Source organism: Metabacillus dongyingensis (genome assembly GCF_019933155.2).
Lineage (GTDB): Bacteria > Bacillota > Bacilli > Bacillales > Bacillaceae > Bacillus_P > Bacillus_P dongyingensis.
In genome coordinates this window covers 1,965,878-1,991,096 of sequence record NZ_CP082944.1, presented here as the reverse complement: position 1 = coordinate 1,991,096, position 25,219 = coordinate 1,965,878, and the positions used below count along the sequence as shown (strand labels likewise).

The 25,219-nt window shown below is 41.2% G+C and carries 25 protein-coding genes; 6 read left to right on the top strand and 19 right to left on the bottom strand.

Features of this window, described 5'->3' with window-relative positions; genetic code table 11:
• Positions 1-166: 166 nt before the first annotated feature.
• Complete coding sequence (locus K8L98_RS09840; RefSeq protein ID WP_223441844.1) at positions 167-1,081, top strand: CobW family GTP-binding protein; 915 nt, start codon at positions 167-169, stop codon at positions 1,079-1,081.
• A 1,149-nt stretch (positions 1,082-2,230) separates the two neighbouring features.
• Here the strand turns inward: K8L98_RS09840 and K8L98_RS09835 are convergent.
• Positions 2,231-3,145 carry a ketopantoate reductase family protein gene (locus K8L98_RS09835; protein WP_223441843.1) on the bottom strand — a complete coding sequence of 305 codons (915 nt, stop codon included), beginning with the start codon at positions 3,143-3,145 and terminating at the stop codon, positions 2,231-2,233.
• 277 nt (positions 3,146-3,422) lie between these two features.
• On the opposite strand from K8L98_RS09835, the gene K8L98_RS26845 reads away from it, so the two are divergent.
• Positions 3,423-3,668 (top strand): glycine betaine ABC transporter substrate-binding protein, encoded by a 246-nt coding sequence (locus K8L98_RS26845; protein WP_420828841.1) that lies wholly within the window; start codon positions 3,423-3,425, stop codon positions 3,666-3,668.
• Between the two features lie 101 nt (positions 3,669-3,769).
• Here K8L98_RS26845 and K8L98_RS09830 read toward each other — a convergent pair whose 3' ends face one another.
• Positions 3,770-5,389 (bottom strand): ABC-F family ATP-binding cassette domain-containing protein, encoded by a 1,620-nt coding sequence (locus K8L98_RS09830; protein WP_223441840.1) that lies wholly within the window; start codon positions 5,387-5,389, stop codon positions 3,770-3,772.
• 196 nt (positions 5,390-5,585) lie between these two features.
• On the opposite strand from K8L98_RS09830, the gene K8L98_RS09825 reads away from it, so the two are divergent.
• Positions 5,586-5,846, top strand: a complete 261-nt coding sequence (locus K8L98_RS09825) for a hypothetical protein (RefSeq protein ID WP_223441839.1) — start codon at positions 5,586-5,588, stop codon at positions 5,844-5,846.
• A gap of 136 nt (positions 5,847-5,982) precedes the next feature.
• Here K8L98_RS09825 and K8L98_RS09820 read toward each other — a convergent pair whose 3' ends face one another.
• Together K8L98_RS09820 and lepB are read right to left on the bottom strand one after the other, a co-directional pair.
• The gene (locus K8L98_RS09820) at positions 5,983-6,918 is read right to left on the bottom strand and encodes a DUF4349 domain-containing protein (protein WP_223441838.1); all 936 of its coding nucleotides are present in this window, start codon (positions 6,916-6,918) and stop codon (positions 5,983-5,985) included.
• A gap of 68 nt (positions 6,919-6,986) precedes the next feature.
• Positions 6,987-7,538: a signal peptidase I gene (lepB, locus tag K8L98_RS09815; protein ID WP_223441837.1), complete on the bottom strand. Its 552-nt coding sequence runs from the start codon at positions 7,536-7,538 to the stop codon at positions 6,987-6,989.
• A gap of 223 nt (positions 7,539-7,761) precedes the next feature.
• Between lepB and K8L98_RS09810 the strand changes: the two genes are divergently transcribed.
• Positions 7,762-8,400 (top strand): LysE family transporter, encoded by a 639-nt coding sequence (locus tag K8L98_RS09810; RefSeq protein WP_223441835.1) that lies wholly within the window; start codon positions 7,762-7,764, stop codon positions 8,398-8,400.
• A gap of 81 nt (positions 8,401-8,481) precedes the next feature.
• Here K8L98_RS09810 and K8L98_RS09805 read toward each other — a convergent pair whose 3' ends face one another.
• The 10 genes from K8L98_RS09805 to K8L98_RS09760 all read right to left on the bottom strand — a co-directional run bounded on the left by K8L98_RS09805 (position 8,482) and on the right by K8L98_RS09760 (position 18,311).
• Complete coding sequence (locus K8L98_RS09805) at positions 8,482-9,090, bottom strand: YdcF family protein (protein WP_223443297.1); 609 nt, start codon at positions 9,088-9,090, stop codon at positions 8,482-8,484.
• A 252-nt stretch (positions 9,091-9,342) separates the two neighbouring features.
• Positions 9,343-10,536: an ABC transporter permease gene (locus tag K8L98_RS09800; protein ID WP_223441833.1), complete on the bottom strand. Its 1,194-nt coding sequence runs from the start codon at positions 10,534-10,536 to the stop codon at positions 9,343-9,345.
• A complete protein-coding gene (locus K8L98_RS09795; protein ID WP_223441830.1) occupies positions 10,533-11,219 on the bottom strand; it encodes an ABC transporter ATP-binding protein in 687 nt (228 codons plus the stop codon). The genes K8L98_RS09800 and K8L98_RS09795 overlap by 4 nt, the downstream gene beginning before the upstream one ends.
• Positions 11,216-12,343 (bottom strand): efflux RND transporter periplasmic adaptor subunit, encoded by a 1,128-nt coding sequence (locus tag K8L98_RS09790; RefSeq protein ID WP_223441826.1) that lies wholly within the window; start codon positions 12,341-12,343, stop codon positions 11,216-11,218. The genes K8L98_RS09795 and K8L98_RS09790 overlap by 4 nt, the downstream gene beginning before the upstream one ends.
• Positions 12,340-13,047 (bottom strand): YknW family membrane protein, encoded by a 708-nt coding sequence (gene yknW, locus K8L98_RS09785; RefSeq protein WP_223441823.1) that lies wholly within the window; start codon positions 13,045-13,047, stop codon positions 12,340-12,342. The genes K8L98_RS09790 and yknW overlap by 4 nt, the downstream gene beginning before the upstream one ends.
• Before the next feature lie 140 nt (positions 13,048-13,187).
• On the bottom strand, positions 13,188-15,008 hold the full coding sequence (locus tag K8L98_RS09780) for an ABC transporter ATP-binding protein (protein WP_223441820.1): 1,821 nt from the start codon (positions 15,006-15,008) through the stop codon (positions 13,188-13,190).
• A 9-nt stretch (positions 15,009-15,017) separates the two neighbouring features.
• On the bottom strand, positions 15,018-16,772 hold the full coding sequence (locus K8L98_RS09775; RefSeq protein WP_223441818.1) for an ABC transporter ATP-binding protein: 1,755 nt from the start codon (positions 16,770-16,772) through the stop codon (positions 15,018-15,020).
• Between the two features lie 229 nt (positions 16,773-17,001).
• Positions 17,002-17,550: a flavodoxin family protein gene (locus K8L98_RS09770; RefSeq protein ID WP_223441816.1), complete on the bottom strand. Its 549-nt coding sequence runs from the start codon at positions 17,548-17,550 to the stop codon at positions 17,002-17,004.
• A gap of 13 nt (positions 17,551-17,563) precedes the next feature.
• A complete protein-coding gene (locus tag K8L98_RS09765; RefSeq protein WP_223441814.1) occupies positions 17,564-18,151 on the bottom strand; it encodes a GrpB family protein in 588 nt (195 codons plus the stop codon).
• Positions 18,141-18,311, bottom strand: coding sequence for a DUF6440 family protein (locus K8L98_RS09760; protein WP_223441812.1), 171 nt, complete (start codon positions 18,309-18,311; stop codon positions 18,141-18,143). Before K8L98_RS09760 ends, K8L98_RS09765 begins: the two co-directional genes overlap by 11 nt.
• Positions 18,312-18,565: 254 nt before the next feature.
• On the opposite strand from K8L98_RS09760, the gene K8L98_RS09755 reads away from it, so the two are divergent.
• Entirely contained in the window at positions 18,566-18,976 is a 411-nt protein-coding gene (locus tag K8L98_RS09755) for a VOC family protein (protein WP_223441809.1), read from the top strand.
• Positions 18,977-19,022: 46 nt separating this feature from the next.
• Here K8L98_RS09755 and K8L98_RS09750 read toward each other — a convergent pair whose 3' ends face one another.
• Positions 19,023-19,583, bottom strand: a complete 561-nt coding sequence (locus tag K8L98_RS09750; protein ID WP_223441807.1) for a maltose acetyltransferase domain-containing protein — start codon at positions 19,581-19,583, stop codon at positions 19,023-19,025.
• A gap of 65 nt (positions 19,584-19,648) precedes the next feature.
• On the opposite strand from K8L98_RS09750, the gene K8L98_RS09745 reads away from it, so the two are divergent.
• Positions 19,649-19,963: a DeoR/GlpR family DNA-binding transcription regulator gene (locus tag K8L98_RS09745; RefSeq protein ID WP_223441805.1), complete on the top strand. Its 315-nt coding sequence runs from the start codon at positions 19,649-19,651 to the stop codon at positions 19,961-19,963.
• Between the two features lie 55 nt (positions 19,964-20,018).
• Here K8L98_RS09745 and K8L98_RS09740 read toward each other — a convergent pair whose 3' ends face one another.
• The 4 genes from K8L98_RS09740 to K8L98_RS09725 all read right to left on the bottom strand — a co-directional run bounded on the left by K8L98_RS09740 (position 20,019) and on the right by K8L98_RS09725 (position 25,206).
• The gene (locus tag K8L98_RS09740; protein ID WP_275976752.1) at positions 20,019-21,383 is read right to left on the bottom strand and encodes an aspartate aminotransferase family protein; all 1,365 of its coding nucleotides are present in this window, start codon (positions 21,381-21,383) and stop codon (positions 20,019-20,021) included.
• Positions 21,384-21,401: 18 nt separating this feature from the next.
• Positions 21,402-22,865: a CoA-acylating methylmalonate-semialdehyde dehydrogenase gene (locus tag K8L98_RS09735; protein WP_223441801.1), complete on the bottom strand. Its 1,464-nt coding sequence runs from the start codon at positions 22,863-22,865 to the stop codon at positions 21,402-21,404.
• 376 nt (positions 22,866-23,241) lie between these two features.
• Positions 23,242-24,864 (bottom strand): PucR family transcriptional regulator, encoded by a 1,623-nt coding sequence (locus K8L98_RS09730; RefSeq protein WP_223441799.1) that lies wholly within the window; start codon positions 24,862-24,864, stop codon positions 23,242-23,244.
• A gap of 126 nt (positions 24,865-24,990) precedes the next feature.
• Positions 24,991-25,206, bottom strand: coding sequence for a hypothetical protein (locus tag K8L98_RS09725; RefSeq protein WP_223441797.1), 216 nt, complete (start codon positions 25,204-25,206; stop codon positions 24,991-24,993).
• Between the last annotated feature and the right edge of the window lie 13 nt (positions 25,207-25,219).

The window sequence follows — 25,219 nt, the reverse complement described above, 5'->3', positions numbered from 1 at the left end:
ATGCCAGGAAAAATGTCAACAGTTTTCATTCTATAGTGAACTAAAGGAATAAACAATAGAAAGAATAGCATGTTCATTGAATTTTCTTATTTCATGAAGAAGATTGACGGAAAAAGCAAAATTCATGTACGATGAGACATATCAATCTGAACGGGAGCGTATAACGATGAAATCTGTTGAAGTATACATATTATCCGGATTTTTAGGAGCGGGTAAAACAACGCTTTTAAAAAATATTTTAAAACAAGAACAAAATAAAAACCGTAAAATTGCCGTTATTATGAATGAACTCGGGAAAGTTTCCATCGATTCGGACGCTGTCTCAGATGATATTCCCTTAAAAGAGCTTCTAAATGGATGTGTATGCTGCACAATGCAAGGCCAGCTAGAAGCACAGCTCCAGGGTATGCTCTCTCAATACGATCTTGATGCCATCTACATAGAAACAACTGGGGCGGCACATCCAATTGAAGTGCTGGATGCTTGTTTATCGCCTGTTTTTGCTGAAAAACTAGCGATAGGATCCATTGTTACACTTATAGATGGTGCCCGTTATCACGATCGCCATGCCTTAAGTATTCAGCTTCAAAAACTTCTGCATGAACAAATTCATCATGCAGACATTGTCCTCTTAAATAAAGTGGACAATCTCTCAGAATCAGAACAGGCATCCCTTGTCTTTGACATTCAAAACATTGCCCCTGATTCCAAGGTGCTGCTGACTCAGTACGCCAATATAAGATTAAGCGATTTTCAGCAATTAACCCGCAAGCAGCAGAAGGAGCATCAGAAAACACATGTAAGCCTTGATCTGCATTTAAAAACATATGTTCATACTTTTACAGAACAAATTGATTTTGAAGCTTTTGAGGATTTTCTGAGAAACATGCCTGATACGATCTACCGCATAAAGGGTTACCTTTCCTTCACACATTCTGAGGATACGTACCTGTTTCAGTATTCATATGGCATGCCGCTCTACTTAAAAGAGCCTGTAAAAATGAAAAAGACGCTTGTTTTTATCGGCGAAAATTTAGATCATTCAGGGCTGAAGAATCAGCTGAATGCCTTGCAGAAATAGCTTTTTTAAAACGGCCTTCTATATTATGCAAGTGGGTTCCGCTTTAAGCAAAACTGAAAAATAGAGATAAAAACGGGTATTAAATTGTACAGCAATTTGTATCCGTTTTTTGTTGTTAACAGCTTGATGTTTTTTGGAGATTAACTGTTTGAGTATTCAGTACCCTGGAGTCATCGTTTTTCAGTAATTCAACCATTTTGTATGATTCCTCAAAATACAGGATTATGCATGTTTTGGTAATAAAACAGCTTCTTTGATTCTTCAAAACTCCGGAGCTTGCCTGATTGAGGAATCATACGCCTCCTTTGATTCCCCAAAACCCGGGAGTTTGCCTAGTTCAGGAATCATTCGCACTCTTTGATTCCTCAAAACTCCGGAGCTTGCCTAATTGAGGAATCATACGTCTCCTTTGATTCCCCTAATCCCGGGAGTTTGCCTAGCTCAGGAATCATTCGCACTCTTTGATTCCCCAAATCTCGCGAGATTGCCTAGTTCAGGAATCATTCGCACTCTTTGATTCCTCAAAACCCGCGAGATTGCCTAGTTCAGGAATCATTCGCACTCTTTGATTCCCCAAAACCCGGGAGTTTGCCTAGTTCAGGAATCATTCGCACTCTTTGATTCACCAAAAGCCGGGAGTTTGCCTAATTGAGGAATCATACCTCTCCTTTGATTCCCCTAATCCCGGGAGTTTGCCTAATTGAGGAATCATACCTTTCCTTTGATTCCCCATAACCCGCGAGCTTGCCTGATTGAGGAATCATACGTCTCCTTTGATTCCACAAAACCCGCGTGCTTGCCTAATTGAGGAATCATACCTCTCCTTTGATTCCCCAAAACCCGCGAGCTTGCCTAATTGAGGAATCATACGTCTCCTTTGATTCCACAAAACCCGCGTGCTTGCCTAGTTGAGGAATCATACGTCTCCTTCGATTCCTCAAAACCATCAGGTACACCAAACTGAGGAATCAAACTAAAGTGAATTAGTTGTGAATATATCATTATTCAATACCATAATTAGCCTTTATTCAATTCCGGACAAAAAGATAAAAACGCCCAGATAGAGAAATGGGCGTTGTATTTATGTTATTCACTTAGACATTTTTTCATTCAAAAGGGAACCCGTAAACATAAAGGAGGTCGGTTCTCTTAACGATTCTTCTCGTATATTTTTAAATTTGAATACACAATGGATAAAATCGGTGCATCTATTTTGTGTTTTTCGGCAAGCTTCAAAAGGTACCCCTGCAAATGATCTGCCTCAACTTCTGTCAGCTTCTCCATATCCCTCTGCATGGAAGACTTCATTCCCTCTGTCATGTTAAGTATTTTTTTAAGCTGAATATCTTCAATGCCGTCAGCAATTGGCGCACCTTCAGCACGCATAATCGATCCGATTTCATAAAAGAGTTTCTCAATAACATTCAAGCCGAATTCATTTTCTCGAATAGGCCCGATTGGTGAACGGAACAGCGTGGTTACACCAGACAAACCTGAGATAAACATATATTTATGCCACATATCAGCAAGAATCCTGTCACTATTTCGAATTTCGGCATTTGTTCCTGCAAATAATGCTTTAAGTTTTTCCACTTTTTCCGTCTGCTGGCCAAATAGGGCGCCGTATACAAGCTCATGGATCGGACTGGTCTGCACGATCGCACCTTCCTGATCTACTGTCGATTCAATAAAACATAAACCGCCGATTACACGCTGTTTCGAAAATCTCTCCTGCAGCATTTCCAAGTGGGCGAAGCCATTCAGCAGCGGCATAATGAGTGTTTGATCTCCTGCAAATGGAGTTAATTCTTCCACGACCTTTTCCAGATGATACGCTTTCACAGATAACAAAATGAGATCAAATGTTTCCCTATTATCTCCTGCAAGCAATGTTTTAGCATGAAAGTGATAGTCACCGTGTATACTTTTAACTTGTAATCCATGCTTATTCAGTAAATGTGCCCTTTTTTCTCTGACTAAAAATGTGACATCTTCCCCTTTTTCAGCGAGGCGAGCACCAAAATATCCGCCAACCGCTCCTGCTCCAACAACTAATACTTTCACTTTTCCATCCCCTTCCCTACATCATAAGTTTATAGAACCAATTGAGAAAAAACAAAAAATCCTGCTTGAAAAAGCAGGATTTCTTCTTATACTTCTTTTTTCTTCGTCCAAGATTTTGAGTAATCCGGTCTAAAATAATGGCAAGGATGACAATGCGATACCTGCTTCAAATCCGCGACCGACCTCAATCCTTGCAACCGTTATGGCGGGATAACCAAAGAATCCTTGCCCTGTCTATGGTCGTTATCGCATCTCTTGTTTTGCTCCGGTACTTGGAGTGAATGTGCTTTGGAGTCCGCACTGGGTTTTTGCGGATTACAAAATCAAATATTTAAAGTATCCCAAAGCACCTGACAAAATCCACTCCATGTCCCCCATTCGGTTTACTGAAGAACACCCTGAAATCGTAAAATGGATGTCAGAATGGAAAATGAATGATAAACTGTTAAATTCCCTTATTAAATACGTACAGGAAGAGTCTCTCACACAAGAACAGATGCCTGTGAAAAAGATGGATGGATAAAAACCCCGGGCTTGTTGACAGCTGGATAGAAAAAAATAAAAACCGCCGATTGGCGGTTTTTTTGTGCTGGATCAGACTAAATTACAGTCGGCTTAGCTTTCCTATGCATACATTGTTTGAATCTGTTTTTGAACATCCTCATTCTCTAGGTACTCATCATATGACATTTGTTTGTCAATAACGCCATTTGGTGTTACTTCAATGATGCGATTTGCAATCGTTTGAACAAACTGATGGTCATGAGATGTGAAAATCATTGCGCCCTTGAATGCGATTAATCCGTTGTTAAGTGCAGTGATTGATTCTAAGTCTAAATGGTTCGTAGGCTCATCTAAAAGCAGAATGTTTGAGCTGCTTAGCATCATTTTAGACAGCATGCAGCGGACTTTTTCTCCACCCGATAAGACGCTTGCTTTTTTGAGAACTTCTTCGCCTGAGAAGAGCATTCTTCCAAGGAACCCGCGAAGGAAGCTTTCGCTTTGGTCGTTCGGCGAGTATTGGCGAAGCCAGTCTACAAGGTTTGATTCTACGCCTTCGAAAAATTCGCTGTTGTCTTTAGGGAAATACGCTTGAGAAGTTGTTACTCCCCATTTGAATGTTCCGCTGTCTGCTTCCATTTCACCCATCAGAATTTTAAATAAAGCTGTAATCGCGATTTCATCACGGCCGACAAGAGCGATTTTATCTTCTTTATTCATAATAAAGCTTACATTATCAAGAACTTTTACTCCGTCAATTGTTTTTGAAATGCCGTCAACGCGCAGAACATCATTGCCGATTTCACGCTCAGGTGTAAAGCCGACCCAAGGATAGCGGCGTGAAGATGGTCTGATATCATCAAGAGAAATTTTATCAAGCAATTTCTTTCTTGATGTTGCCTGCTTTGATTTCGATGCATTTGCACTGAATCGCGCGATAAACGCTTGAAGCTCTTTGATTTTCTCTTCTTTTTTCTTGTTTGCATCAGATGCCATGCGGCTCGCAAGCTGACTTGATTCATACCAGAAATCATAGTTTCCGACATAAACCTGAATTTTCCCATAATCAAGGTCTGCAATATGCGTACATACTTTATTAAGGAAGTGACGGTCATGGGATACGACAATAACAGTATTTTCAAAATTGATCAGGAACTCTTCCAGCCATTGAATCGCTTTGATGTCCAAGTGGTTCGTAGGCTCATCAAGAAGAAGAACGTCAGGCTTGCCAAACAATGCTTGAGCAAGTAATACTTTCACTTTGTCTCCGCCTGTTAAGTCAGCCATTTTCTTCGAATGAAGCTCATCAGTAATGCCAAGTCCTTTTAATAGAATGGCAGCTTCACTCTCTGCTTCCCACCCATTAAGTTCGGCAAATTCGCCTTCAAGTTCGGCTGCCCGCATGCCGTCTTCATCTGAGAAGTCAGCTTTCATGTAAATGGCATCCTTCTCCTGCATGACTTCATAAAGGCGTGCATGACCCATTATGACAACCTTCATCACTTCATAGTCTTCATATTCAAAGTGATTTTGTTTAAGAACAGCCAGACGCTCTCCAGGTCCTAAGCTCACGTTTCCTGTCTGTGCTTCAATCTCGCCTGAGAGAATCTTAATAAAGGTAGATTTCCCAGCACCGTTTGCTCCAATTAAACCATAGCAGTTGCCAGGGGTGAATTTTATGTTAACATCTTCAAAAAGTTTGCGGTCACCATAGCGCAATCCTACATTGCTTACTGTAATCATTAAAGTTAGTCCTCCATCTATACATAATCTACAAAATTATAACACGAACTGGCGAAAAAAAATAATAATTGCAGCTTTGCCTCAAAAATATTCCTGGCATTTCCGCAAAGTCCATCTAATGTTCACATTCCAAACGTTTTGAACGGTACTTTTTTATGATAGGATTATGTGTATTACATCCCGGAGGTTATCCCATATGAAATTACTTACACTCCTAGAATACTCTCTTTATATTCTATTTACCGGATTGTTTCTTGCTTTTACAGGTTTTCAGACGAGCAATGTCACATTTTTCATCGGCCTCGTCGTCATTTATCTCATCGTCCACTATTTCAGCAAAAAAATCTTAACCAAATATGGAAAAATAGATGCGAAGGTATCCTTTCTGAAATCTATACTCGGAATTATCGGTGCCGTATTTGTTACGATGCTTGTTTTAACATTGATTTACACATAAAAAACAGACATCCTTATCGGATGTCTGTTTTTTCTATTCTTCGCGTTTCTTTACCGGATCGAAATCTTATTTCCTCCCTACGCTTACGGTATTCGCATCCCGTCTTTTTTCATCATGGAAAAACGAAAACCAGAGATTATTCTCCCATATCAGTTGGAGGCGCTGAATTGCCTTTATTCATGTATTTCTTAATTCCAAGCCACACTGCAAAACAAATTAATAAAAGGACTAGCAGAACAGGAAGATTTCCTGCTGTGAAGACAATCACGGCAGAACCTGCTGCAAGCAGAGCGTTCAGGCTTTCCATGAACTGTTTTTTCGTTTTCTCCCACGTATTCAATTCTTCGTTTTCAAGTCCGGGCACAGAAATCTTATCCTCAGAAATCTGCATCGTGATCGTTGCAAAAGAAGTTTGGTTTTTCAAGTAATTGATTCTGCCTGTAATCTGTTCCATCTCCTCTTGTACTGCACTTAGATCCGAGGAAATTTTCAGCAGATCCTCTGTTTTTTGAGCATCTTTCATAAAGCTTAATAGTCTTTCTTCAACAGCCTTTTTTGCTTTCAGTCTTGATTCTAGGTCGACGTATTCCTCTGTTACATCCTGGCCTGTGACAGTTTGCTGATTCACTTTTACGCTTCCTTTTTCAACGGTTTTTAAGAAGCTCTGGAATTTATCCTGGGGGACTTTGACTGTTAATGACCCTTCTTTTGGCATTTCATCCTCACTTGAATATGTATTTGATTCAATGACATACCCGCCAAGTGAGGCAATCGTATCTTGAAAAGCCGATACAGCCTGATTAAAGTTTTTAACTCTAATATACAGATCAGCTGTGTAAATAACTTTGCGGTTATCAGGTGTTGACGAGACTTTGTTTTCAGGTGAAGAAATTTCTGCTTTATCAGCCTGCTCACCTTCTGAATTCATTGTCATATCAGAGTCCGCTATTTCATTGGCGGACTTTCCGGCTGAGCTGTCCGCGCTTTTATCTGACTTGCTTTCTGAATTGCTGCAAGCTGCGCTAAATAAAGTAAGTAATAGGATAACGATAATAGTTCCAAACTTTTTCATGATCAACACACTCCCCTTTTATATAAACGATTAGACGAGTGCGATTTCCATTTCGTTACATCTCTAGATTATTTTGTTTTTCTTATCTTTTCAAATGGAAAGAACACAAATTCTGCCTTGCCGGCAATGCGATCTTTCGTGATGCTGCCAAGACCGTTTCTTGAATCCATACTGTTTGTGCGGTTATCCCCCATAACAAAAACTTCATGATCAGGAACAGTAATGGATTCAAAATCATCCATCAAATACAGTCCGAGTTTTTCCGCCTTCTTTTTATTTGAAAGCAAATATGGTTCCTCAAGCAGCTTGCCATTTATTAAAACCTGATGATCTTTAACCTCCACTGTATCCCCAGGCAGTCCAATAACCCGTTTCACATAATGAACATTCTTCTCCTCGCCATCAATGATGACGATATCTCCCCTGTTCACATCCCCGATCATAAAGCTGGATTTGTTTACAAACAGGCGTTCACCGTCATGAAGGGTCGGGTCCATTGAAGACCCCTCCACTAAATATGGCTCAAAGAGAAAAAGACGGATGATAAGAGCCAGACAAGCAGCAAGCAAGATAGCCTTCCCCCATTCCAGTAATGAGTGTGACTTATGTATATTATTCATATTGATCCCCCTTTTGCCTGATATTTTTCTCCTTTAGTAGTTAGGCGCAGACGATTTAAAACCCTTTTTGCACAAATAAAAAAGAAAAAATCACATGTCCTTTTTATCCATCCAAGCCATTTAATTTTACTATTTATTATGCAGCTGGAGAATTTATGAACAATAAACGCACCCTCCCCGAATACACTTAATGGACAAGGAATCGAAAGGCGGATGAATGCGGATGGAAAGCCTGCTCTTTATTGTTAAGCCGATTGTTCTTGGCATAAGTTTAGCTGCACCAATAGGTCCGATTAAGTTAGAGATGATCAAAAGGGGGATAATGGGGGGGTTTTGGCCTGCGATGCTTGTTGGAATCGGCGCCATCACGGTTGATATGCTATTAATGTTTGGGATATTTCTCGGACTCGTTACGTTTCTACAAAGCACGCTGTTCTCTGCAATTTTTAGCGCAGTCGGATGTTTTCTATTAGCAAGGCTTGGTATAAACAGTATTCTTCGTTCCCTGTCTTCTGAAAAAATGATAAAGAAAGAAGACGAAAATACCAGCAGTGCAGGATCTTATTGGACGGGCTTTTTGATAGCACTGGGCGACCCGTTTATTTTTGTGTTCTGGCTTGGTGTTTATGGCACTGCGCTGACCAGTCTTGGGCCGCACCATACCGTTTTTTATCTCCTGATTTACAGTCTGCTTATTATTGGAGGCGTTACTCTCTGGAATCTGAATATCGCAATTACTGTTCATTTTATCCGTGATTTTATTCAGGATAAAATGCTGAAAGCCGTTACCTTTATTGCAGGTATAATCTTGCTTGGTTTTAGTATAAAATTATTCAATCAAATGATTGAATTAGTTATATGAATCCTCAAACAGCGCTTTTTCAGTAGCAGACATAATAAAACAAGAGGATTCATCCATGGATGAATCCTCTTATTTTTCTTTTTATTCAAATGTCGAAGTTACCAGGTATCCTGCATAAAAAAGTACTTCTTTTGAATACACAGGCAATTTCGTTTCCCAAGTTTGATACGCTGAAGTCGTAGTAGGAGAAGAAGAAACATTCATCCCAATCTGTTTCGCAAGCAGAACAGACCGCTTCATATGATAGGGATCGCTTACGATCGTGTATGACTGCAATCCTGCTTTTTTTCCTGCTTCGTAAGCGTATTTTAAATTATCTTCTGTCAGTCTTGAGCTTGTCTCAATTAAAATATCAGATTCTTTCACACCGTTCTTCACGGCATAGTTTTTTCCGACTACTGCTTCAGGCAAGTCTGTTTTTATCGCTTTGCCGCCTGTGAAGATAATCTTATCAACATCTTCCTTTTTATAAAGCCGGATTGCGTGATTGATCCGTTCTTTAAATACCGGCGAAGGATCCTCTCCCCATGCAGCTGCTCCGAGCACAATGGCTGCATCCGTTTTAACCGATTCGTGTTTATTGCCGAAATTCCAGATGCTGACCGAAGAATAAACCAACAGCAAAAGAACGGCAAGCAGCATCATTTTAACCAGAAATGCTGCAATTTTTCCTACCTTCATCCAAATCATTCCAATCTCATCTGCACATGAAATACCTATTCCCTTTTTACCATCATCAACAGCATGGAGCAAGAGTTTTTTATTAGAAATACGGAAAAGCCTGTACTGACCACTTGTCCCTGGTTTTTGACCATACATCCCTTTACTTCTAATTATAGACACCCCGAAGGAAAACAACACATTAGAACTGGGGCATCTTTTCCAGTAAATAGTAGTCCTTCTTACTAACGAAAAAAGCTCATCTAAGGAGATGAGCTAACGCTATTCATACCTGAGAGAATCAATCGGATCAAGACGAGCTGCTTTATTTGCAGGCAGCATGCCAAAGATGACGCCGATGATCATGGAGAATGCAAGTCCGCCGAGTACAACCTGCCATGAAACGAGTGAAGGCCATCCTGCAATAACGGAGACAAGCGATGCTCCGCAAGCCCCTAGCAGGATACCGATGATTCCGCCGATGAGCGTAAGGGTGATGGACTCAATTAGAAACTGAGTGAGTATTTGTCTTTTTGTCGCACCAAGCGCTTTTCTTATGCCAATTTCGCGGGTTCTTTCTGTGACAGATACAAGCATAATATTCATGACCCCGATGCCGCCGACAAAGAGTGAAATCCCTGCGATTGATCCGATGATTAATGTCATAATTCTTGTCACCTGACCAATCCCTTCTGCGATTTCTTCCATATTAAAGACTTGATACTCATCTTCTTTGTCATGCTTCTGATTTAAGAGAGCGGTTGCTTTTTTTCCTGCTTCTTGAAGCATTTCAGCATTGTCCGCCTGAATAGTTACCTGATTAAAATCAGATTTGCCGAATGAATCCCGATACGTATTGGAAGGAATGTAAATTTCCATCGAACCAAAAGAAAAAAGACCAGTCGGCTTTTCAAGCACACCGATAATTTCAAACGGCTGCCCGTTTATCCAGATCACTTCTCCCAAAGGATCCGTCTCTTTAAATAGCTCTTTCTTTGTCTCCTGACTGATAATGCCTACACGGCGTCCGCTGATAAAATCGCCATCGATAAGGTTTCTTCCAGACTCAATTTTCAGTTCGTTTACCTCAATGTAAGCCTTATTAATGCCGAAAATGGACGTATCCGCCGTATCTTCCCTGTACCGGGCTTGCATGAATTCAGAGCTTGAGGCCACTACTTTAGAGACTTCAGGGATTTCGGATAAATCATCAATATCAGACTGCGTAAATGCTGACTCCATATAAGCATTGGGATTGGACTGCATTTCTTCTTCACTTGGCTGGTAAAACACTTCAATTGTGTTGCTGGATCCGGTAAATTGTGATTTCAGCATCTGCTCTCCGCCCTGTCCGATTGCAACGACCAGTATAACAGATGCAACACCAATAATAATTCCAAGCATTGTTAAAATGGATCTGAGCTTATGAGCAAGGACAGAAGCGAACGCCATTCGCAGGTTTTCTAACATGCTCATGCGTTTCTCCTTTCTGCCCCGTGAGACTGAACTTCCCCGTCTCTTACCATGATTATACGCTTCGTGTAGTCCGCTACTTCCTGTTCATGCGTAACAATGATGACTGTTGTCCCCTCAACATTAAGAGCTGCAAATTGCTCCATAACGGAAACGCTTGTCTTTGTATCAAGAGCACCTGTCGGCTCATCTGCAAGAATTAGCCGGGGTTTGTTGACGATGGAACGGGCAATAGCTACACGCTGTTTTTGTCCGCCTGAGAGCTCATTAGGGAGATGATTCATGCGGTCTGCAAGGCCAACTTTCTCCAATGCCAGCATCGCCCGCTCTTCCCGCTCTTTTTTCTTTACACCTGCATACACCATTGGAAGCTCTGCATTTTTCAAGGCCGTAAGTCTAGGCAGGAGCTGAAACTGCTGAAACACAAAGCCGATGGAGAGGTTCCTCACTTTTGCAAGATCTGTGTCCTGATAGGCTGCTACATCTTCCCCGTCCAGAAAATAGTGGCCGGTTGTCGGCCTGTCGAGACAGCCGATAATATTCATTAGCGTCGATTTACCTGAGCCGGATGGCCCCATGATGGAAATGAATTCGCCTTCTTCAATGGTCAGATGGATATCTTTTAAAACGTCGAATGATTCTTTTCCGACCTTGTAGCTTTTCGTAATGCCGGAAAGCTGGATCATTTCACCGTCACTTCCGTTCCGCTGAGAAGATCATCTTTCGGCTTTGAAACGATGGCATCATCGGCTGATAAGCCCTCTTTCACTTCCATATAATCGGAAGAAGCCGTTCCAATTTCAATGGTCTTTTTCTTTGTTTTTCCGTCTTCAACTGTATAGACAAAATAGTCCTCGCCATCCTGTTTTACAGCATCTACAGGTACGGTCTGAACATTGCGCTTTTCAGTTTCAATTTCCATGATCAGCTTAAAGCCGGGTTTTGCCTTCATTTCGCTGCCTTCAATGATTACCTCAACCGGATATTGTACGGCCGCATTTTCCGTTCCCATTGTACTTGATGAAGTCTCAGGAAACAGTCCGATTTTGCTCACTTTGCCCTTCCACTCAGCATCCGGCACAACATCAGAACTTAAGGTAACAGGCTGTCCTTCTGCAGCTTTTAAAGAATCATATTCTGACAAAACACCGCTGACAATAAATTGATCTGTTTTTGCAATATGTATAACTGCTTTCATGCCGCCCTGTTCTGAAGTCTGTTCGGGATGTTCTTCAATTGTAATGACAGTGCCTGCAATGTCGCTTTTCACTTCGAGAGTATTCAGCTGTTTTTCTATTGTCTCTTTTTGAAGCAGCAGCTGACGAAGTTCAATATCAGCCATCTTTTGCTCCATTTCCAGCTGATTATGCTCTGCTTCGATCGTTTTTTCTGCTTCCTCTTTTCCAACTTGCTTGGATAAATCTTTTTCTTTCTCACTTAAATCATCCAGCTGTTTTTCAAGCTGATTGATTTTAAGATAGCTTGATTCAATGGATAGAGCATTTTGCTCTTTTTCAAGAGAGAATTGTTCATTTTCATAGCGGAGGAGGGGAGTTCCCGCATTTACGGTCTCTCCCTCTTTTACTAGAATTTCAGCAATTTCCCCTTTTTCAGGATCTTGATAAATATACTGTTCATTTTGGAATCTTAGGGTACCGGGCACCATGACATTCGAAGCAATTTCCTGCTGTGAAAGCTTCACTGTACTGACCGTTACCTCTTCTTTACTCATCGCACGATAGACGTTTACACCCACAAGCAAAACTATGATTGAAACGACACCGATTGAAAGCCAGATTTTTTTCTTCATGCTGCAGGGAACATCCCTTCAAGCACTCCTCCTGCAGCGGCTAATACTGCGCCGATGACGAAGAAAACGATCGCGATTGTCCAGGCTGCTGCTTTAGATAAACCTGCAACACGCTGAAGACCGATTGCCGTCAAAATCGTTCCCCAAATCGTGAAAACTTCAAACGTCATGAGCAATCCGCCCAAGCCGCCTTCAGCACCAACAATGCTGTTTAAGCTAGTGTATGGATTAATATAATTTTCTTCTTTTACTAAAAATGCAATAAGACCGTTTAAAAGCGTTCCGATAGATGTGACAAATGCAATGTAAATCGTCATGGAAAGGATTTGTTTAAATTTAACGGCAGAACCAGTCATTTTCGCAATCGCCAGTGTAATGGCAGCCATAATAATAAGAACAATAATGCTCCCAATACCTCCTGCAACAATTCCCACAACTCCCATAACCGTGCCGAACATAGCTGCTTCTTCAGCAGTCATTCCAAGCTCTGATGTTAACTCTCCTGTTATTTCAGGACTATTAGCTAACGATAAAAACGTACCTGCTAAAAGAAATAATGTGACAAGCAGAAAACCGACAAGCACCTTTGGTTTTTGACGAATACGGTCAAACTGCTCCCCCGGGTTCATGATCATACCGAATAAAGACGGTTTTGGCGGCTGAGATGCGTTTCCTTCTACTGCCGGATTTGTTTGCTGTTCCATAATCCAATTACCTCCAATTTTATATGTTCTGTAAGTAATACGATTCTTATAAAAATAGGTTTCACAATTTCTATTATTCTTCGAATATATTTATTCAACGCAAGAAAAAGAGCCAATCGCGATCGATTGGCTCTTTGTTTTTACCCTGCATCAAGCATTCTGAATTGAGCCTTAACAAGCTCATAGTAGATTCCCTGCTGCTTCATAAGCTCTTCGTGATTGCCCTGCTCCATGATATTCCCATGATCGAGTACAATGATGTTGTCTGCCTCGCGAATAGTTGATAAGCGATGGGCAATCATGATTGCGGTTCTTCCTTTTAAAAGCGTTTTTAATGCCTGCTGGATTTTCACTTCTGATTCTGTATCGATACTTGCTGTTGCTTCATCCAAAATTAATATTTTTGGATCTGCCAGAATGGCTCTTGCAAAGGAGAGAAGCTGTCTTTCCCCAACAGATAAAACGTTGCCGCGTTCTTCCACCTCTGTCTCATAGCCATTTACTAAATCTTTAATAAATTCATCTGCCCCGACAGCTTCAGCTGCTGCAATGACTTCTTCGTCTGCTGCATCCGGTCGGCCGAATCGGATATTTTCCATGATCGTTCCCGAGAAGATAAAAGTATCCTGCAGGACTACACTGATTTGTGACCGCAAGCTTCCAATTGATAAATCCCGGATGTTATAGCCGTCTATCTTTACCTCGCCGCCTGTTGCATCGTAAAAGCGGCTGATTAAATTAGCAATCGTTGTTTTTCCTGAACCTGTATGGCCAACAAGTGCAACAGTTTGACCAGACGCGATTTGAAGTGATACCCCTTTTAACGCTTTGCGGTTTCCATCATATGAGAATTCAACTTTATCAAACGCGATATCCCCCTTCATATCTAAAAGAACGACCGGATCATCAGATTCTGAAACAATTGGCTTTTCATCTAAAAATTCAAATATCCGTTCAGATGATGCCATCCCCATCAGAAGCTGATTATACACTTGGCCAAGCCTTGAAATCGGCTCCCAAAACATGCCAAGGTAAAAAGCAAATGAAACAAACTCACCAATTGTAATCGATTCATTTGCAATTAATGAGGCACCGAACCAAATAAGGATGGCTGTTCCGATGGCATTTGTCATTTCAACGAATGGACGGAACACGGCATTTTTCTGAGTGGCATCCTGCCAGCTGCTGAAGTTTTCCGTATTGATGCCATCAAAGAATTCGATATTTTCCTTTTCCTGTGTGTAAGCTTGAGTAACCCGGATGCCCTGTATGCTTTCATTCAAATGTGAATTCAGCATGGACTGCTTCAGGCGGACCGTTTGCCAGGATCTCCGGATTTTTTTCCGCAGGCTTGTTGAGATAAAAAACATGACCGGCAGGATAATCATGATCGCAAGGGCAAGAGGCGGACTGATTGTAAACAGAATAACGATAACGCCTATCAGCAGCAGGAAATCCATTAATAGATTGATAACCCCGCTTGTAAAAAGCTCCTGAAGAGAGTTAATGTCATTCATGATCCGAACGAGAATGGATCCTGCTGATCTGGAATCAAAAAAGCGGTGGGACAGAGATTGCACATGTGTAAACAAATGCTTGCGCAAATCATATATCACATTTTGACCAAGCATGTTCATCCACCTGATCCTGAGCGTATTGGCCACATAAGAAACGAGGTAAAGCCCAAAAATGGACCCTACCAGCACCCAAAGCAAATCCAGATCTTTTTGAACGATTGCTTTATCCAGCGTGTATACCCCGATTAAAATCGGCACAATTAAACGGACAATGGTCGTTAAAATAACAGTAAGAAATGAGAGGGGCAAAAGGTTTTTCGAATACGGCTTAATATACCCCATTAACCTCCCCATCTGTTTCCAGTTAAAAGGTTTCTCTATAATTTGATCTGTAGAGTAGTAGAACCTCTGCTTAATTAAATCCTGTTTTTCTTTCTTTTGCATCTTTTTCACCTACCCTGCATTTGACTGTACAACAGCTTTTTGGTCTTTATATTGAATGTCATAAATTCGTTTGTAAGAACCGCCTGTATGAAGCAGCTCTTCATGTGTTCCTCTTTCGGCTACCTCGCCATCCTGAAGCACGATGATTTCATCTGCGTGCTTTAAAGAAGAAATCCGGTGAGCAATAATAATAGTCGTACGATCTTTCATCACGGCTTTTAAATCTTTCTGAATACGGAACTCTGTATCCATATCAACCGCGCTAGTTGAATCATCCAAAATCAGAATGCTTGGATCAACACAAATGGCGCGTGCAATGGATATTCTCTGCTTTTGTCCTCCGGATAGGCCCATGCCCCGTTCGCCAAGCATGGTGTCATACCCTTCAGGAAGTTCCATAATAAATTCATGTGCTTGAGCGCGCTTCGCTGCATCGATGATTTCATCCATTGTTGCATTTGGCTTTCCATAAGCAATATTTGATTTAATTGTTGTTGAAAAAAGGAAGGATTCCTGAAGAACAACGCCAATACTTCCTCTCAGGGATTTTAAAGAATGATCTTTAATATCCTTTCCGTCAAGAAGGATCTCGCCTGATGTCGGTTCATAAAAACGCGTCATTAATTGGGTGACGGTTGTTTTTCCTGAACCAGTGGCTCCAATCAGTCCAACCGTTTTTCCAGGAGGCGCATCAAATGACACATTTGTTAATGCCGGCACATCTTCATCATTGTATTTAAGCGAAACATTTTTAAATGTGACATGACCCGATAATTTGTCAGCGGACAAATCAAGATTGGCATCACTGATTTCTTCATCCGCTTCCAATATTTCAAGCAGCCGCTCTCCGGAAGCTTTGGATTGAGAGAACAGGTTGATGACAAATCCCAAGTTCATAATTGGCCACATGATATACCAGACAAGGCTGTAAAAAGCTACAAGCTCACCTGGTTTAAGACTGCCGTTTATCACCATATATCCGCCGAAAGCAAGCAAAGCAACAACTGAAATATTTCCGATGAACTCCATAAGCGGAAAATATTTAGCCCATACATTGGATGTATCTAAATACTTCTGTTTGTAATCGTTGTTTGAGGAATTAAACTTTGAAATTTCAAAATCCTCTCTGGATAATGATTTTACAGTATGAATGCCGCTGATATTTTCCTGAACATTTGTATTCAGTTTCCCAAACGACTTACGAATGCTTCTGAAGGCAGGGTGAACCCGCTTGTCAAACCGGTAAACGGCCACGGCCAAGAACGGCAGAGCTGCAATCGTGACGAATGTCAGCGGAACCGAATAATAGAACATGACGCAAAGACTGATGCAAATCAGAATAATGAAGCGGATTAACTCTGCAATCCCAAAAGACAGGAAAAAACGAAAGCCTTCCACATCTGCTGTAAGCCGTGACATCAAATCTCCTGTTTTTGCATTGTCATAATAGCGAAAAGGGAGGCGCTGAAGCTTTTCATAAAGTTCATTTCTCATTCTATATACGGATTTTATCCCAAACATATCCCCTAAATACTGGTGAAAATAAGTCGCCACTCCCTTCACCGTCATAATGCCGACAAACCCGAGCGCGATCCATGGCACGAGATAAAACTCTTCTTTTAATACGACATCATCAATTGTAAACTGCAGCACCATCGGATACACAACTGTGATGGCTGTCATGATAAGCAAAAAACCTATTGACCATAAAAAATCATTTTTGTAAGGCATATAAAAGGCCCTTAGTTTTTTAAATGTTTCCAATGAAAATCCCTCCTTTGGCCTTTGCTGTTTTCTTCAACTTTGAAAATATTTACAACGTATTACTTAATATATCGGGTTTCGAAATATATTTCTAGTCATTTTACGCAATTTTTAAAAAATTAATGCTAATTAATGAATTCATACTCCTCCCTTAATATGAGCCTTCTCAGTCATAGGTCTTAGTAAATAAAAAAACATGGAATCAAAGATCCATGCTTTTAAAAACACACTATCTATTATTATGTTTAAGCCAGTCATTCATGACCGCTGCTTCGGAAATCGCTTTTGTATCTTTTTCAATGTCCCCGGGTGCATTTGCCTCGCCTATCACATATCCTTCAAGTTTCATGCCGACAAAGTCAAAAATGTACTGAAATTGCTGTATGAGCGGCAATGCCTTGATTTTAGGGGAGTCTCCGCCAGCAATTATTACATATGCTTTCTTATCTTTTGCTTTTTCTTTAAAAGAAAACCGTTCATCTCTCAAAGCCTGTGACCAGCGATCAAAGAAATCCTTCATTGCTCCTGACATGCCGTACCAATAAAGCGGGGTTACAAACACAACAGCATCTGCTTTTAGAAAAGCTTCAATCAGTTCATTGAAATCATCTTCTACTTGCTGAAAACCATTTGAATCATGCCGCTGATCAGTAATAGGCTTTATTTTCATTTCCCTGAGATGTACAGGAGTATGATTGATGCCTTTTAACAAGTAACTAGCTAATTTCTCAGAGTTTCCATTGTCACGGCTGCTGCCATAGATGGCTAAAACGTTCATACTGACACTTCCTCTAACTATTGGGATTTCGTTTCGCTTTATTCAAAATCTGCAAGACACACTCCGTCTTTGCATCTGCATATTCATTTCCTGTTTTCCAATCATTCTTTGAAAGGTTCTGCTTTACAGCCTCATACTTCTCACGATCTTCAGGATGCGTTCGAAGATGATCACGGAAAAGGAGATGATCCTCCCACCACTGATGGGTTATGGGCACTGTATGTATGTGAGCAGTTCGGTGGCCATGCGGAATGTTTACTTCTTCTTTTTCAATAACATTTGGATAAAGATGAAGATATTCTTCTTTTATCCCAATAAAAAAACGTCTGAATGGCAAAGCTTCATCGTAAACCTTTTTATAAATATAGGAGGAATCAGCTAAAGCATCAACTGCACCAGACAGCTTTTCCATTGACGGCACGCCAATTAAAATATCAATGACCGGCTTAGCAGAAAGACCTTCAACAGAGGTGCTTCCGATATGTTCAATTTTAATAGAAGGATCTTTAAAGGCATTTTTCAGTCTCTGCTCATGCAGGCGGAATTGCATTTTCCAGTCAGGGTTATATTCAGAAAGATGGATCTTCATCTTATTTATCAAGCAATGGTTTGCCTTCAGCATCTACAAGCAAGGTAATCCCGGCTCCGCCTCCAGAGATCGTCTGCAAGTATTGAACACCTGTTTCTGTGTCCTTGATGACCCCTATTGCATCGAGTGTCCCTTGAGACTGAGTTACCTCAAAGCGTTTATTTGCTGCCATCCAGATCACTCCTCTTTTCATTTTTATCCTTCTAAGCTGATTTCACATCCATCGTATCATATTATTGTTTGAATCCTGAAGTCAGAATGTTTGGTTAGCAGTTTTACAAAAGAAAGAAATGCTATGGACCCTTTGTCATTATGTTAAAAGTTACGGCTCATTAAATTTCCTTTTGGAGGATTTGTTTTATACCAGAAAAATGATAAGATGATAAATATTGCCAGAAAAAAATCTTAATCGGAGGAGTGATTCAAATGTCCGTAGACGTTTACCTTAATTTCAATGGTAATTGCCGGGAAGCAGTGGGGTTTTATGCAAAGGTTTTCAAAACAGAAGAACCTAAATTTATGACGTTCGGCGAAACACCGCCTAACCCAGAGTACCCTATGCCAGAGGAAGCGAAAGATTTGATTATGCATACAAGGCTTAACATTGATGGAAGCAATGTGATGTTTTCTGATGTCTTTCCTGGAATGCCATTTGTTGAAGGGAATAATATCACCCTTGCTTTAGTTAACAAAAACATAGAAGAGCTGACCTCTATTTTTAATCAGCTTAAAGATGGCGGCACAGTAGTCATGGATCTTCAGGAAACATTCTGGAGCAAGCTTTATGGACAAGTAACAGATAAATTCGGAATTCATTGGCAGGTTAATTACGAATAAGAAAAAGGGATTTCCACAAAAAAAGAGGCCGAGCTGGCCTCTTTTTTCAATTCTCAATATGTTTTAAAACTCTTGCCGGATTCCCTCCAACTACAACATTCTCAGGGACGTCCTTCGTCACAACTGCGCCGGATGCAATGACCGCGTTGTTTCCGATTGACACTCCCGGATTAATGACCGCTCTTCCGCCGATCCATACATTGTCACCGATTGTAACAGGTTTTCCGAGTTCTGCTCCGCTGTTTCTTTCCTCAGCATTTAATGGATGAGCGGCTGTATAGATGTGAACCCCTGGCGCAAGCATGCAATTGGCCCCGATTGTTACCTTGCACACATCCAAAATGACGCAGTCAAAGTTAGCGTAGAAATTTTCGCCTACATGGATGTTTGAGCCATAATCGCAGCGGAATGTTGGTTCGATATAAATGTTTTCTCCTGTTGTTCCAAACAATTCCTTAAGGATGTTTTTTCGAGCATTGTCATCCGTTTCAATTGTCTGGTGGAACAGCCTTGTTAACCTTCTGGCGCGGACACGTTCACGTATTAGTTCTTCGTCTCCTGCAAGATACAGTTCTCCGTCTAACATCTTTTCTTTTTCTGTTTTCATCCATATTACTCCTTATTTGCTGATCATTATTTTCACATTGTGTTCCCTGAGGATTTCCTGAAACTTTGCAGGAGGCCTCCGGTCCGTTACAAGTACATGAATCATTGAAAAATCAAAAGCGCGATACTTGCTCTCTTGATTCCTCCACAACGATAAAGTTTTTATGTGATCACCTTGAGACACCTGCAACCATTTATACTCATTCGCTTGATAACGCGGAATCCCTTTCAGACAATGAGAATGCAGATTTCCACCTGCTGGGGGGAAGATTAGACAGAACCCATCGTTTTTTCTATGAGCCTGAATTTCGGACGGCAATTGAAAGCATAACTTTTGATAAAGCATTTATCGGAGCCTGTGCCATCGTTAAGCATTATTAAGCAATATGGAATCACAAAAAAAACAGCGCATAGGATCATGCGCTGTTCTTCCCGTTTAATTCGTTTCGGTTATACCATTCAGCTCCCCTACAACCGTATCAACGATAAACACGGCGTCCTCTTCTTCAAGATTAAGAGGAGGGGATATGGCAAGTACGTTGTTATACCCTGCTACAGTGGCTCCATTTTTCCCGATAATCAGCCCTTTTTCCATGCAGGAGGCAATCACTTTATTCACAAGTCCTGCATCCAGCGGTTTTTTCGTATCTTTGTTTTCAACTAGCTCGATGCCGATCAGGAGACCTTTTCCTCTTACATTTCCAACATAGGGATTATGCTGGAGACGTGATGTGAGTTCAGCTTTGATGCGTCCGCCTACTTCGCTTGATCGTTCAAACAGCTTTTCATTTTCAAAGATTTCGATGTTCTTCAGGGCAAGTGCACAGGCAGCGGGATTTCCGCCAAATGTGTTTACATGGCGGAAATAATCATATTCCTCAGTTCCTTTAAAAGCTTCATAGATTTCTTTTTTAACAGCTGTAGCGGAGAGAGGCAAGTAGGCACTAGTAATCCCTTTAGCCATCGTAATGATATCCGGCTTCACTCCGTAATTCATGAATCCGAAGGCTTTACCGGTTCTGCCGAAGCCGCAGATAACCTCGTCAACAATGAGCAAAGCACCATGCTTTTCACAGACTTCCTTTACACCTTTCATATAGTTCTCGGGCGGCATCAAAATGCCTCCGCCCGTAATAATTGGTTCCATGATCATCGCAGCAACCGTTTCGCTTAGCTCCCATGTCATGGTCTGATCGATGGCCTGAACCGATTTCAATTCAGCCGCTGCTGCTTTGTCGTCTTCAGGATAACGGTAGGAATCCGGCGGCGGCACATGAATAAATCCCGGTGCAAGCGGCTCGTATTTATACTTCCGCTGCGCCTGACCGGTTGCAGCAAGTGAACCCATTGTATTGCCGTGATAGGCTCTGTACCTTGAAATAATTTTATAGCGTTCATGGCTGCCTGTTTGCTGATGATATTGGCGGGCAATCTTGAACGCTGTTTCATTTGCCTCAGATCCGCTGTTGGAGAAAAAAATGACATAGTCCCCGCCAAGCATGTCATTCAGTTTTTCTGAAAGCTGAATAGCAGGCAGATGACTATGTGTCAGCGGAAAATAAGCAAGTTTTTTCAGCTGCTCATATGCAGCTTCCGCAAGCTCTGTTCTTCCATAGCCTGCATTTACGCACCACAAACCGGCCATGCCGTCTAAATACTTTTTCCCATTTGCATCACTGATCCATGCGCCCCTTGCTTCCGCTGCAATAATAGTCGCATCAGGATTGAATGGCTTCATAGAATGCCAGAGATGTGCTTCATCTTTTTGCAGAGCATCTCTTATATCTGTACTCTTTTGCATATTCATCCTCCTTGTCTATTAAAAATCAAATCTGGATGTAATCATTTTTTTGCGTGTATAGAAGTTTACGCCGTCTTTGCCGTTAACATGTAAATCACCGTAGAAAGAATCCTTCCAGCCCGAAAATGGGAAGAAAGCCATCGTAGCTGGCACTCCTACATTAATTCCAAGCATCCCTGCATCTGCTTCTTCTCTGAATGTGCGAATAGCCTGAGCATCCTTTGTGTAAATGGTCGCGCCGTTTCCATAGCGGGATTTTCGAATATATTCAAGGCCTTCATCTAAATTTCCCGCACGAAGCACACTGAGCACCGGGGCAAAAATTTCATCCTTTGCAAGGGTCATCTCAGGTGTAACCTTGTCAAAAATCGTAGCGCCTAAAAAATATCCTTCCGTTTGATTCTCTATATCTCTTCGTCCATCACGCAGAAGAGCTGCCCCTTCTTCTATTCCTTTTTCAATATATCCCATGACTTTATTCAGGTGAGTATCACGGATTACAGGAGTCAGAAGCACTTCTTCATCGAGTCCATTTCCCATCACCAAATCATCTGCTTTTTGCTTTAGAGTCTGCATAAATTGATCGCCGTTTCCAACAACAACTACTGCGCTGCAAGCCATACAGCGCTGGCCTGCGCTGCCGAAAGCTGAGCTTACGATATGCTGTGCCGCTTTATCAAAATCCGCATCCGGCATAACGACATGATGATTTTTTGCACCCGAGAGGGCTTGAACCCGCTTCCCTTTTGCAGCAGCTTTTTCATAGACATATTTAGCGACAGGCTGTGAGCCCACAAATGAAATCGCTTTAATATCCGGATGCTCCAATAACCCGTTTACAACGTCATGACTCCCATGAACAATGTTCAAAACGCCGTCTGGAGCACCTGCTTCCGTGAACATCTCAGCAAGCTTATTGGAAAGCAGCGGTGTCCGCTCAGATGGTTTTAAAACGAATGTATTTCCGCATGCCACCGCAAGGGGGAACATCCATAAAGGAACCATCATTGGAAAGTTAAATGGAGTGATTCCGCCGACTGCACCAAGCGGATAGCGGAACATTTCCGAATCCATCTCTTCAGCAATTCCAGATAAGGATTCACCCATCATTAAGCTTGGTGCCCCAGCTGCAAACTCAACACACTCTATTCCTCTTTGAACCTCCCCATAGGCTTCTTTATAGGCCTTGCCATTCTCAGAAACAATTAATTTGGCAAGCTCCGCATGATTTTCCGTCAATAGATGATGATATTTAAATAGAATTCTTGCTCTTTTAGGAACCGGCATCAGCTTCCACGTCTTAAATGCTTGTGCTGCTGCTTTTGCCGCCTGGTCTACATCTTCCGCGGTTGATATCGGAACGGCTGCAATCTTCTTCCCTGTTGCCGGATTTATTACATCCTGCACTTCATTTCCCGTCGCACTCACCCATTTTCCATTGATGAAATTCTTAATTGCGGCCGCTTCATTTGCAACTGTCATGTCATCCCTCCTGATATTCTGAAATTATGTTCATTATCTCTCACAAAGCAACGGCAATCATTAGACACTATGTAAAAGAAACGCGGGGAATAACGCTACAGTTTGAATAGAAAAGCGGAAACGCCCGCTTAGCCCCAGGCAGACAGATAAGGATCCGCAATTAAAGACGCTTTTTGCCTTTACTTGCGATCCTTTTTAATTAATTCCAAGACTTTCGGACTTAATTCCAAGACTTTCACAATTAATTCCCATACTTTTCATGGTAATTCCGAGACTTCCATAATTTATTCCGTACAAATGTAAACAAACTCGGTTCACCAAACCAGACAGAAATCTAATCAAAAAAGAGCACTCTTGCAAAGAGCACTCTGTTCTCCTATTCAATTTTATGCTGGAGCGGAATGGACCCTTCTGTATTCATGATAAAATCATGAGCCATGAGCATAAATTCGAGGGCCAGTCTTCTGTCTGAGTTCATGAAGTTTTCTCCAAGCAGCAGTTCTAGCTTTTCTATTCGATGGTAAAGGGTTTGCCTGACAATAAATAATTTTTTTGATGTCTCTTGCTTGGATCCGTTGCATGCTAAATACGTTTTTAAAGTGATCATCATGTCCCCGTTGTATTTCCGGTCATATTCAATTACAGGCGCCAAATATTCATGAATCGTTTCTTCGAGATCACCGTGTTTTTTTAACAATGACATCATTCGATACATATGCAGGTCCTGATAAAAGTAGCTTTTGCCTTCTTTTGAAAGGGAGTCTTGCAGGGCAAGGGTTTCTTTAGCTGTTTGATAGCTTAGATGAATATTTCCAAGTTTGTCGGCAAACTTCCCGACACCAGTGGAAATAGAGGAGGTTCTGATCCGTTCTGATCCATTTCCTGAATGGATTCTTGAGAGGGCGCCTTCCATCCTCTCTTTCCAATCCTGTTTGTGCCGTTTGTTTCCAACGATAAAAATGAGATGATGACGGACTTCAACCGTAAATAAATGAAACCCAAATTGTTCAAATACCGTTCTGAACAAAAGCTTGAGATAGGTGCTGTCTACGTTTGGCGCCTGGCCCGACGAATCAGGAGACAGCTTGCAAATACAGACTGCTCCACCATTCAAACGAAGTTTGGGATCAATAAAGGAAAGCTGTTCTTTAATAATTTCATCCGTGTATTCGCCTTCAAGCCAGTTTGTAAGCCACTCGCTTTCTTCTGCCATCTTTTTTTCTTTTACATATAAATCCCTCAGTAAATGCTGGGCAAATGCGTTAGCGGTTCTGTCTAAAATGAGCAGATCAAATTCGTTCAGTTCGCGGCAGTTCGCGATAATCAGCAGCTCTGCGTAGGTCTCGCCGAGAATCTGTACATTCTGACTTGCGATATTGAATTTAATATTTTCATCTCTGTTCTTGATTTTCAAAAGCAGCGCTTCTTTTTCCTCTCCCTTTGGCTCAGGGAAGAAATCAGCTTTATTTCCGCTTAATACAGCAATAACCTGAACCTCTAAATAGGCCTGGAGAAATTTTAGGATTTGCTCATAGTCTTCAATTTCAAGCAGCATCTTGTTCAGCTGCTGAGAATAATTTTCTAAATCTGAGAGAAGTTGATATTGTTTATTGATGATGAGGGAATGCACGTCTTGAGTAATTTCAACAAAGGGAACCTCTTGATGAAACAAAATGATAGGAAAATGGTGGTGATCTGCAAGTTCAATAACTTCAACCGGAATACTGTGAATGTGTGTGCCCATTTCGATGCATAAGCCAGCAGTATGCCTCTCGATCAATTGTCTTAGAAAGGAGACAAAGTTTTGGGGATTATCTTTAAAGCCCAGACCCGTTGTAAGAATCAGCTCATGGCCATTTAATAAATTGCTGATTTGGATCGATTCGACAATATGGACCCATTTCAATTGGCGGTGCAATCCTTTAACACCAGCGATTACTTCAGTTTGGGAAAAATGCTTTCGATTTAAAATCTCATCAATCGTTATGTATGATTTCATCCGCACACCCCTTTTTGATGTCGCTACTGTCTATTATAAAGAAGGGCATGTTTGAACACTATACGTTTGTCAGTTTTTCTCATAAAAAAGATAGGACAAATTCTGCCCTATCTTTGTCGAACGGTGTCATTTGAAGCTTTGAGACAGCAGCTTTGCTGAAAAATACTTTCTGGCATCCGCCGTTTTCACATGCATTTCAGCTGAATCGTTCTGATCCTTCTTATTTCTGAATGTAAGAAAAGCACCGCTTAAATTTTCAGTAACACGTATAATTTTGTAGCCCTGACCCAGATAAAAATCAATCTTATCTCTTTCAGACAGGTATTCCTGATAATCAGACATAAGGATCCTCCCT

What these genes read in the sequence shown, in the direction of transcription:
- K8L98_RS09805 (WP_223443297.1), bottom strand. Translation starts at nt 9,090, where the DNA reads ATGATTTGGATGAAGGTAGGAAAAATTGCAGCATTTCTGGTTAAAATG.
- K8L98_RS09740 (WP_275976752.1), bottom strand. Translation starts at nt 21,383, where the DNA reads ATGCAAAAGAGTACAGATATAAGAGATGCTCTGCAAAAAGATGAAGCA.
- K8L98_RS09750 (WP_223441807.1), bottom strand. Translation starts at nt 19,583, where the DNA reads ATGAAAACAGAAAAAGAAAAGATGTTAGACGGAGAACTGTATCTTGCA.
- yknW (WP_223441823.1), bottom strand. Translation starts at nt 13,047, where the DNA reads ATGGAACAGCAAACAAATCCGGCAGTAGAAGGAAACGCATCTCAGCCG.
- K8L98_RS09770 (WP_223441816.1), bottom strand. Translation starts at nt 17,550, where the DNA reads ATGAACGTTTTAGCCATCTATGGCAGCAGCCGTGACAATGGAAACTCT.
- K8L98_RS09820 (WP_223441838.1), bottom strand. Translation starts at nt 6,918, where the DNA reads ATGAAAAAGTTTGGAACTATTATCGTTATCCTATTACTTACTTTATTT.
- K8L98_RS09800 (WP_223441833.1), bottom strand. Translation starts at nt 10,536, where the DNA reads ATGAGCATGTTAGAAAACCTGCGAATGGCGTTCGCTTCTGTCCTTGCT.
- K8L98_RS09760 (WP_223441812.1), bottom strand. Translation starts at nt 18,311, where the DNA reads ATGGCAGCAAATAAACGCTTTGAGGTAACTCAGTCTCAAGGGACACTC.
- K8L98_RS09810 (WP_223441835.1), top strand. Translation starts at nt 7,762, where the DNA reads ATGGAAAGCCTGCTCTTTATTGTTAAGCCGATTGTTCTTGGCATAAGT.
- K8L98_RS09735 (WP_223441801.1), bottom strand. Translation starts at nt 22,865, where the DNA reads ATGACAGTTGCAAATGAAGCGGCCGCAATTAAGAATTTCATCAATGGA.
- K8L98_RS09730 (WP_223441799.1), bottom strand. Translation starts at nt 24,864, where the DNA reads ATGAAATCATACATAACGATTGATGAGATTTTAAATCGAAAGCATTTT.
- K8L98_RS09840 (WP_223441844.1), top strand. Translation starts at nt 167, where the DNA reads ATGAAATCTGTTGAAGTATACATATTATCCGGATTTTTAGGAGCGGGT.
- K8L98_RS09830 (WP_223441840.1), bottom strand. Translation starts at nt 5,389, where the DNA reads ATGATTACAGTAAGCAATGTAGGATTGCGCTATGGTGACCGCAAACTT.
- K8L98_RS09825 (WP_223441839.1), top strand. Translation starts at nt 5,586, where the DNA reads ATGAAATTACTTACACTCCTAGAATACTCTCTTTATATTCTATTTACC.
- K8L98_RS09790 (WP_223441826.1), bottom strand. Translation starts at nt 12,343, where the DNA reads ATGAAGAAAAAAATCTGGCTTTCAATCGGTGTCGTTTCAATCATAGTT.
- K8L98_RS09725 (WP_223441797.1), bottom strand. Translation starts at nt 25,206, where the DNA reads ATGTCTGATTATCAGGAATACCTGTCTGAAAGAGATAAGATTGATTTT.
- lepB (WP_223441837.1), bottom strand. Translation starts at nt 7,538, where the DNA reads ATGAATAATATACATAAGTCACACTCATTACTGGAATGGGGGAAGGCT.
- K8L98_RS09780 (WP_223441820.1), bottom strand. Translation starts at nt 15,008, where the DNA reads ATGCAAAAGAAAGAAAAACAGGATTTAATTAAGCAGAGGTTCTACTAC.
- K8L98_RS09795 (WP_223441830.1), bottom strand. Translation starts at nt 11,219, where the DNA reads ATGATCCAGCTTTCCGGCATTACGAAAAGCTACAAGGTCGGAAAAGAA.
- K8L98_RS09755 (WP_223441809.1), top strand. Translation starts at nt 18,566, where the DNA reads ATGTCCGTAGACGTTTACCTTAATTTCAATGGTAATTGCCGGGAAGCA.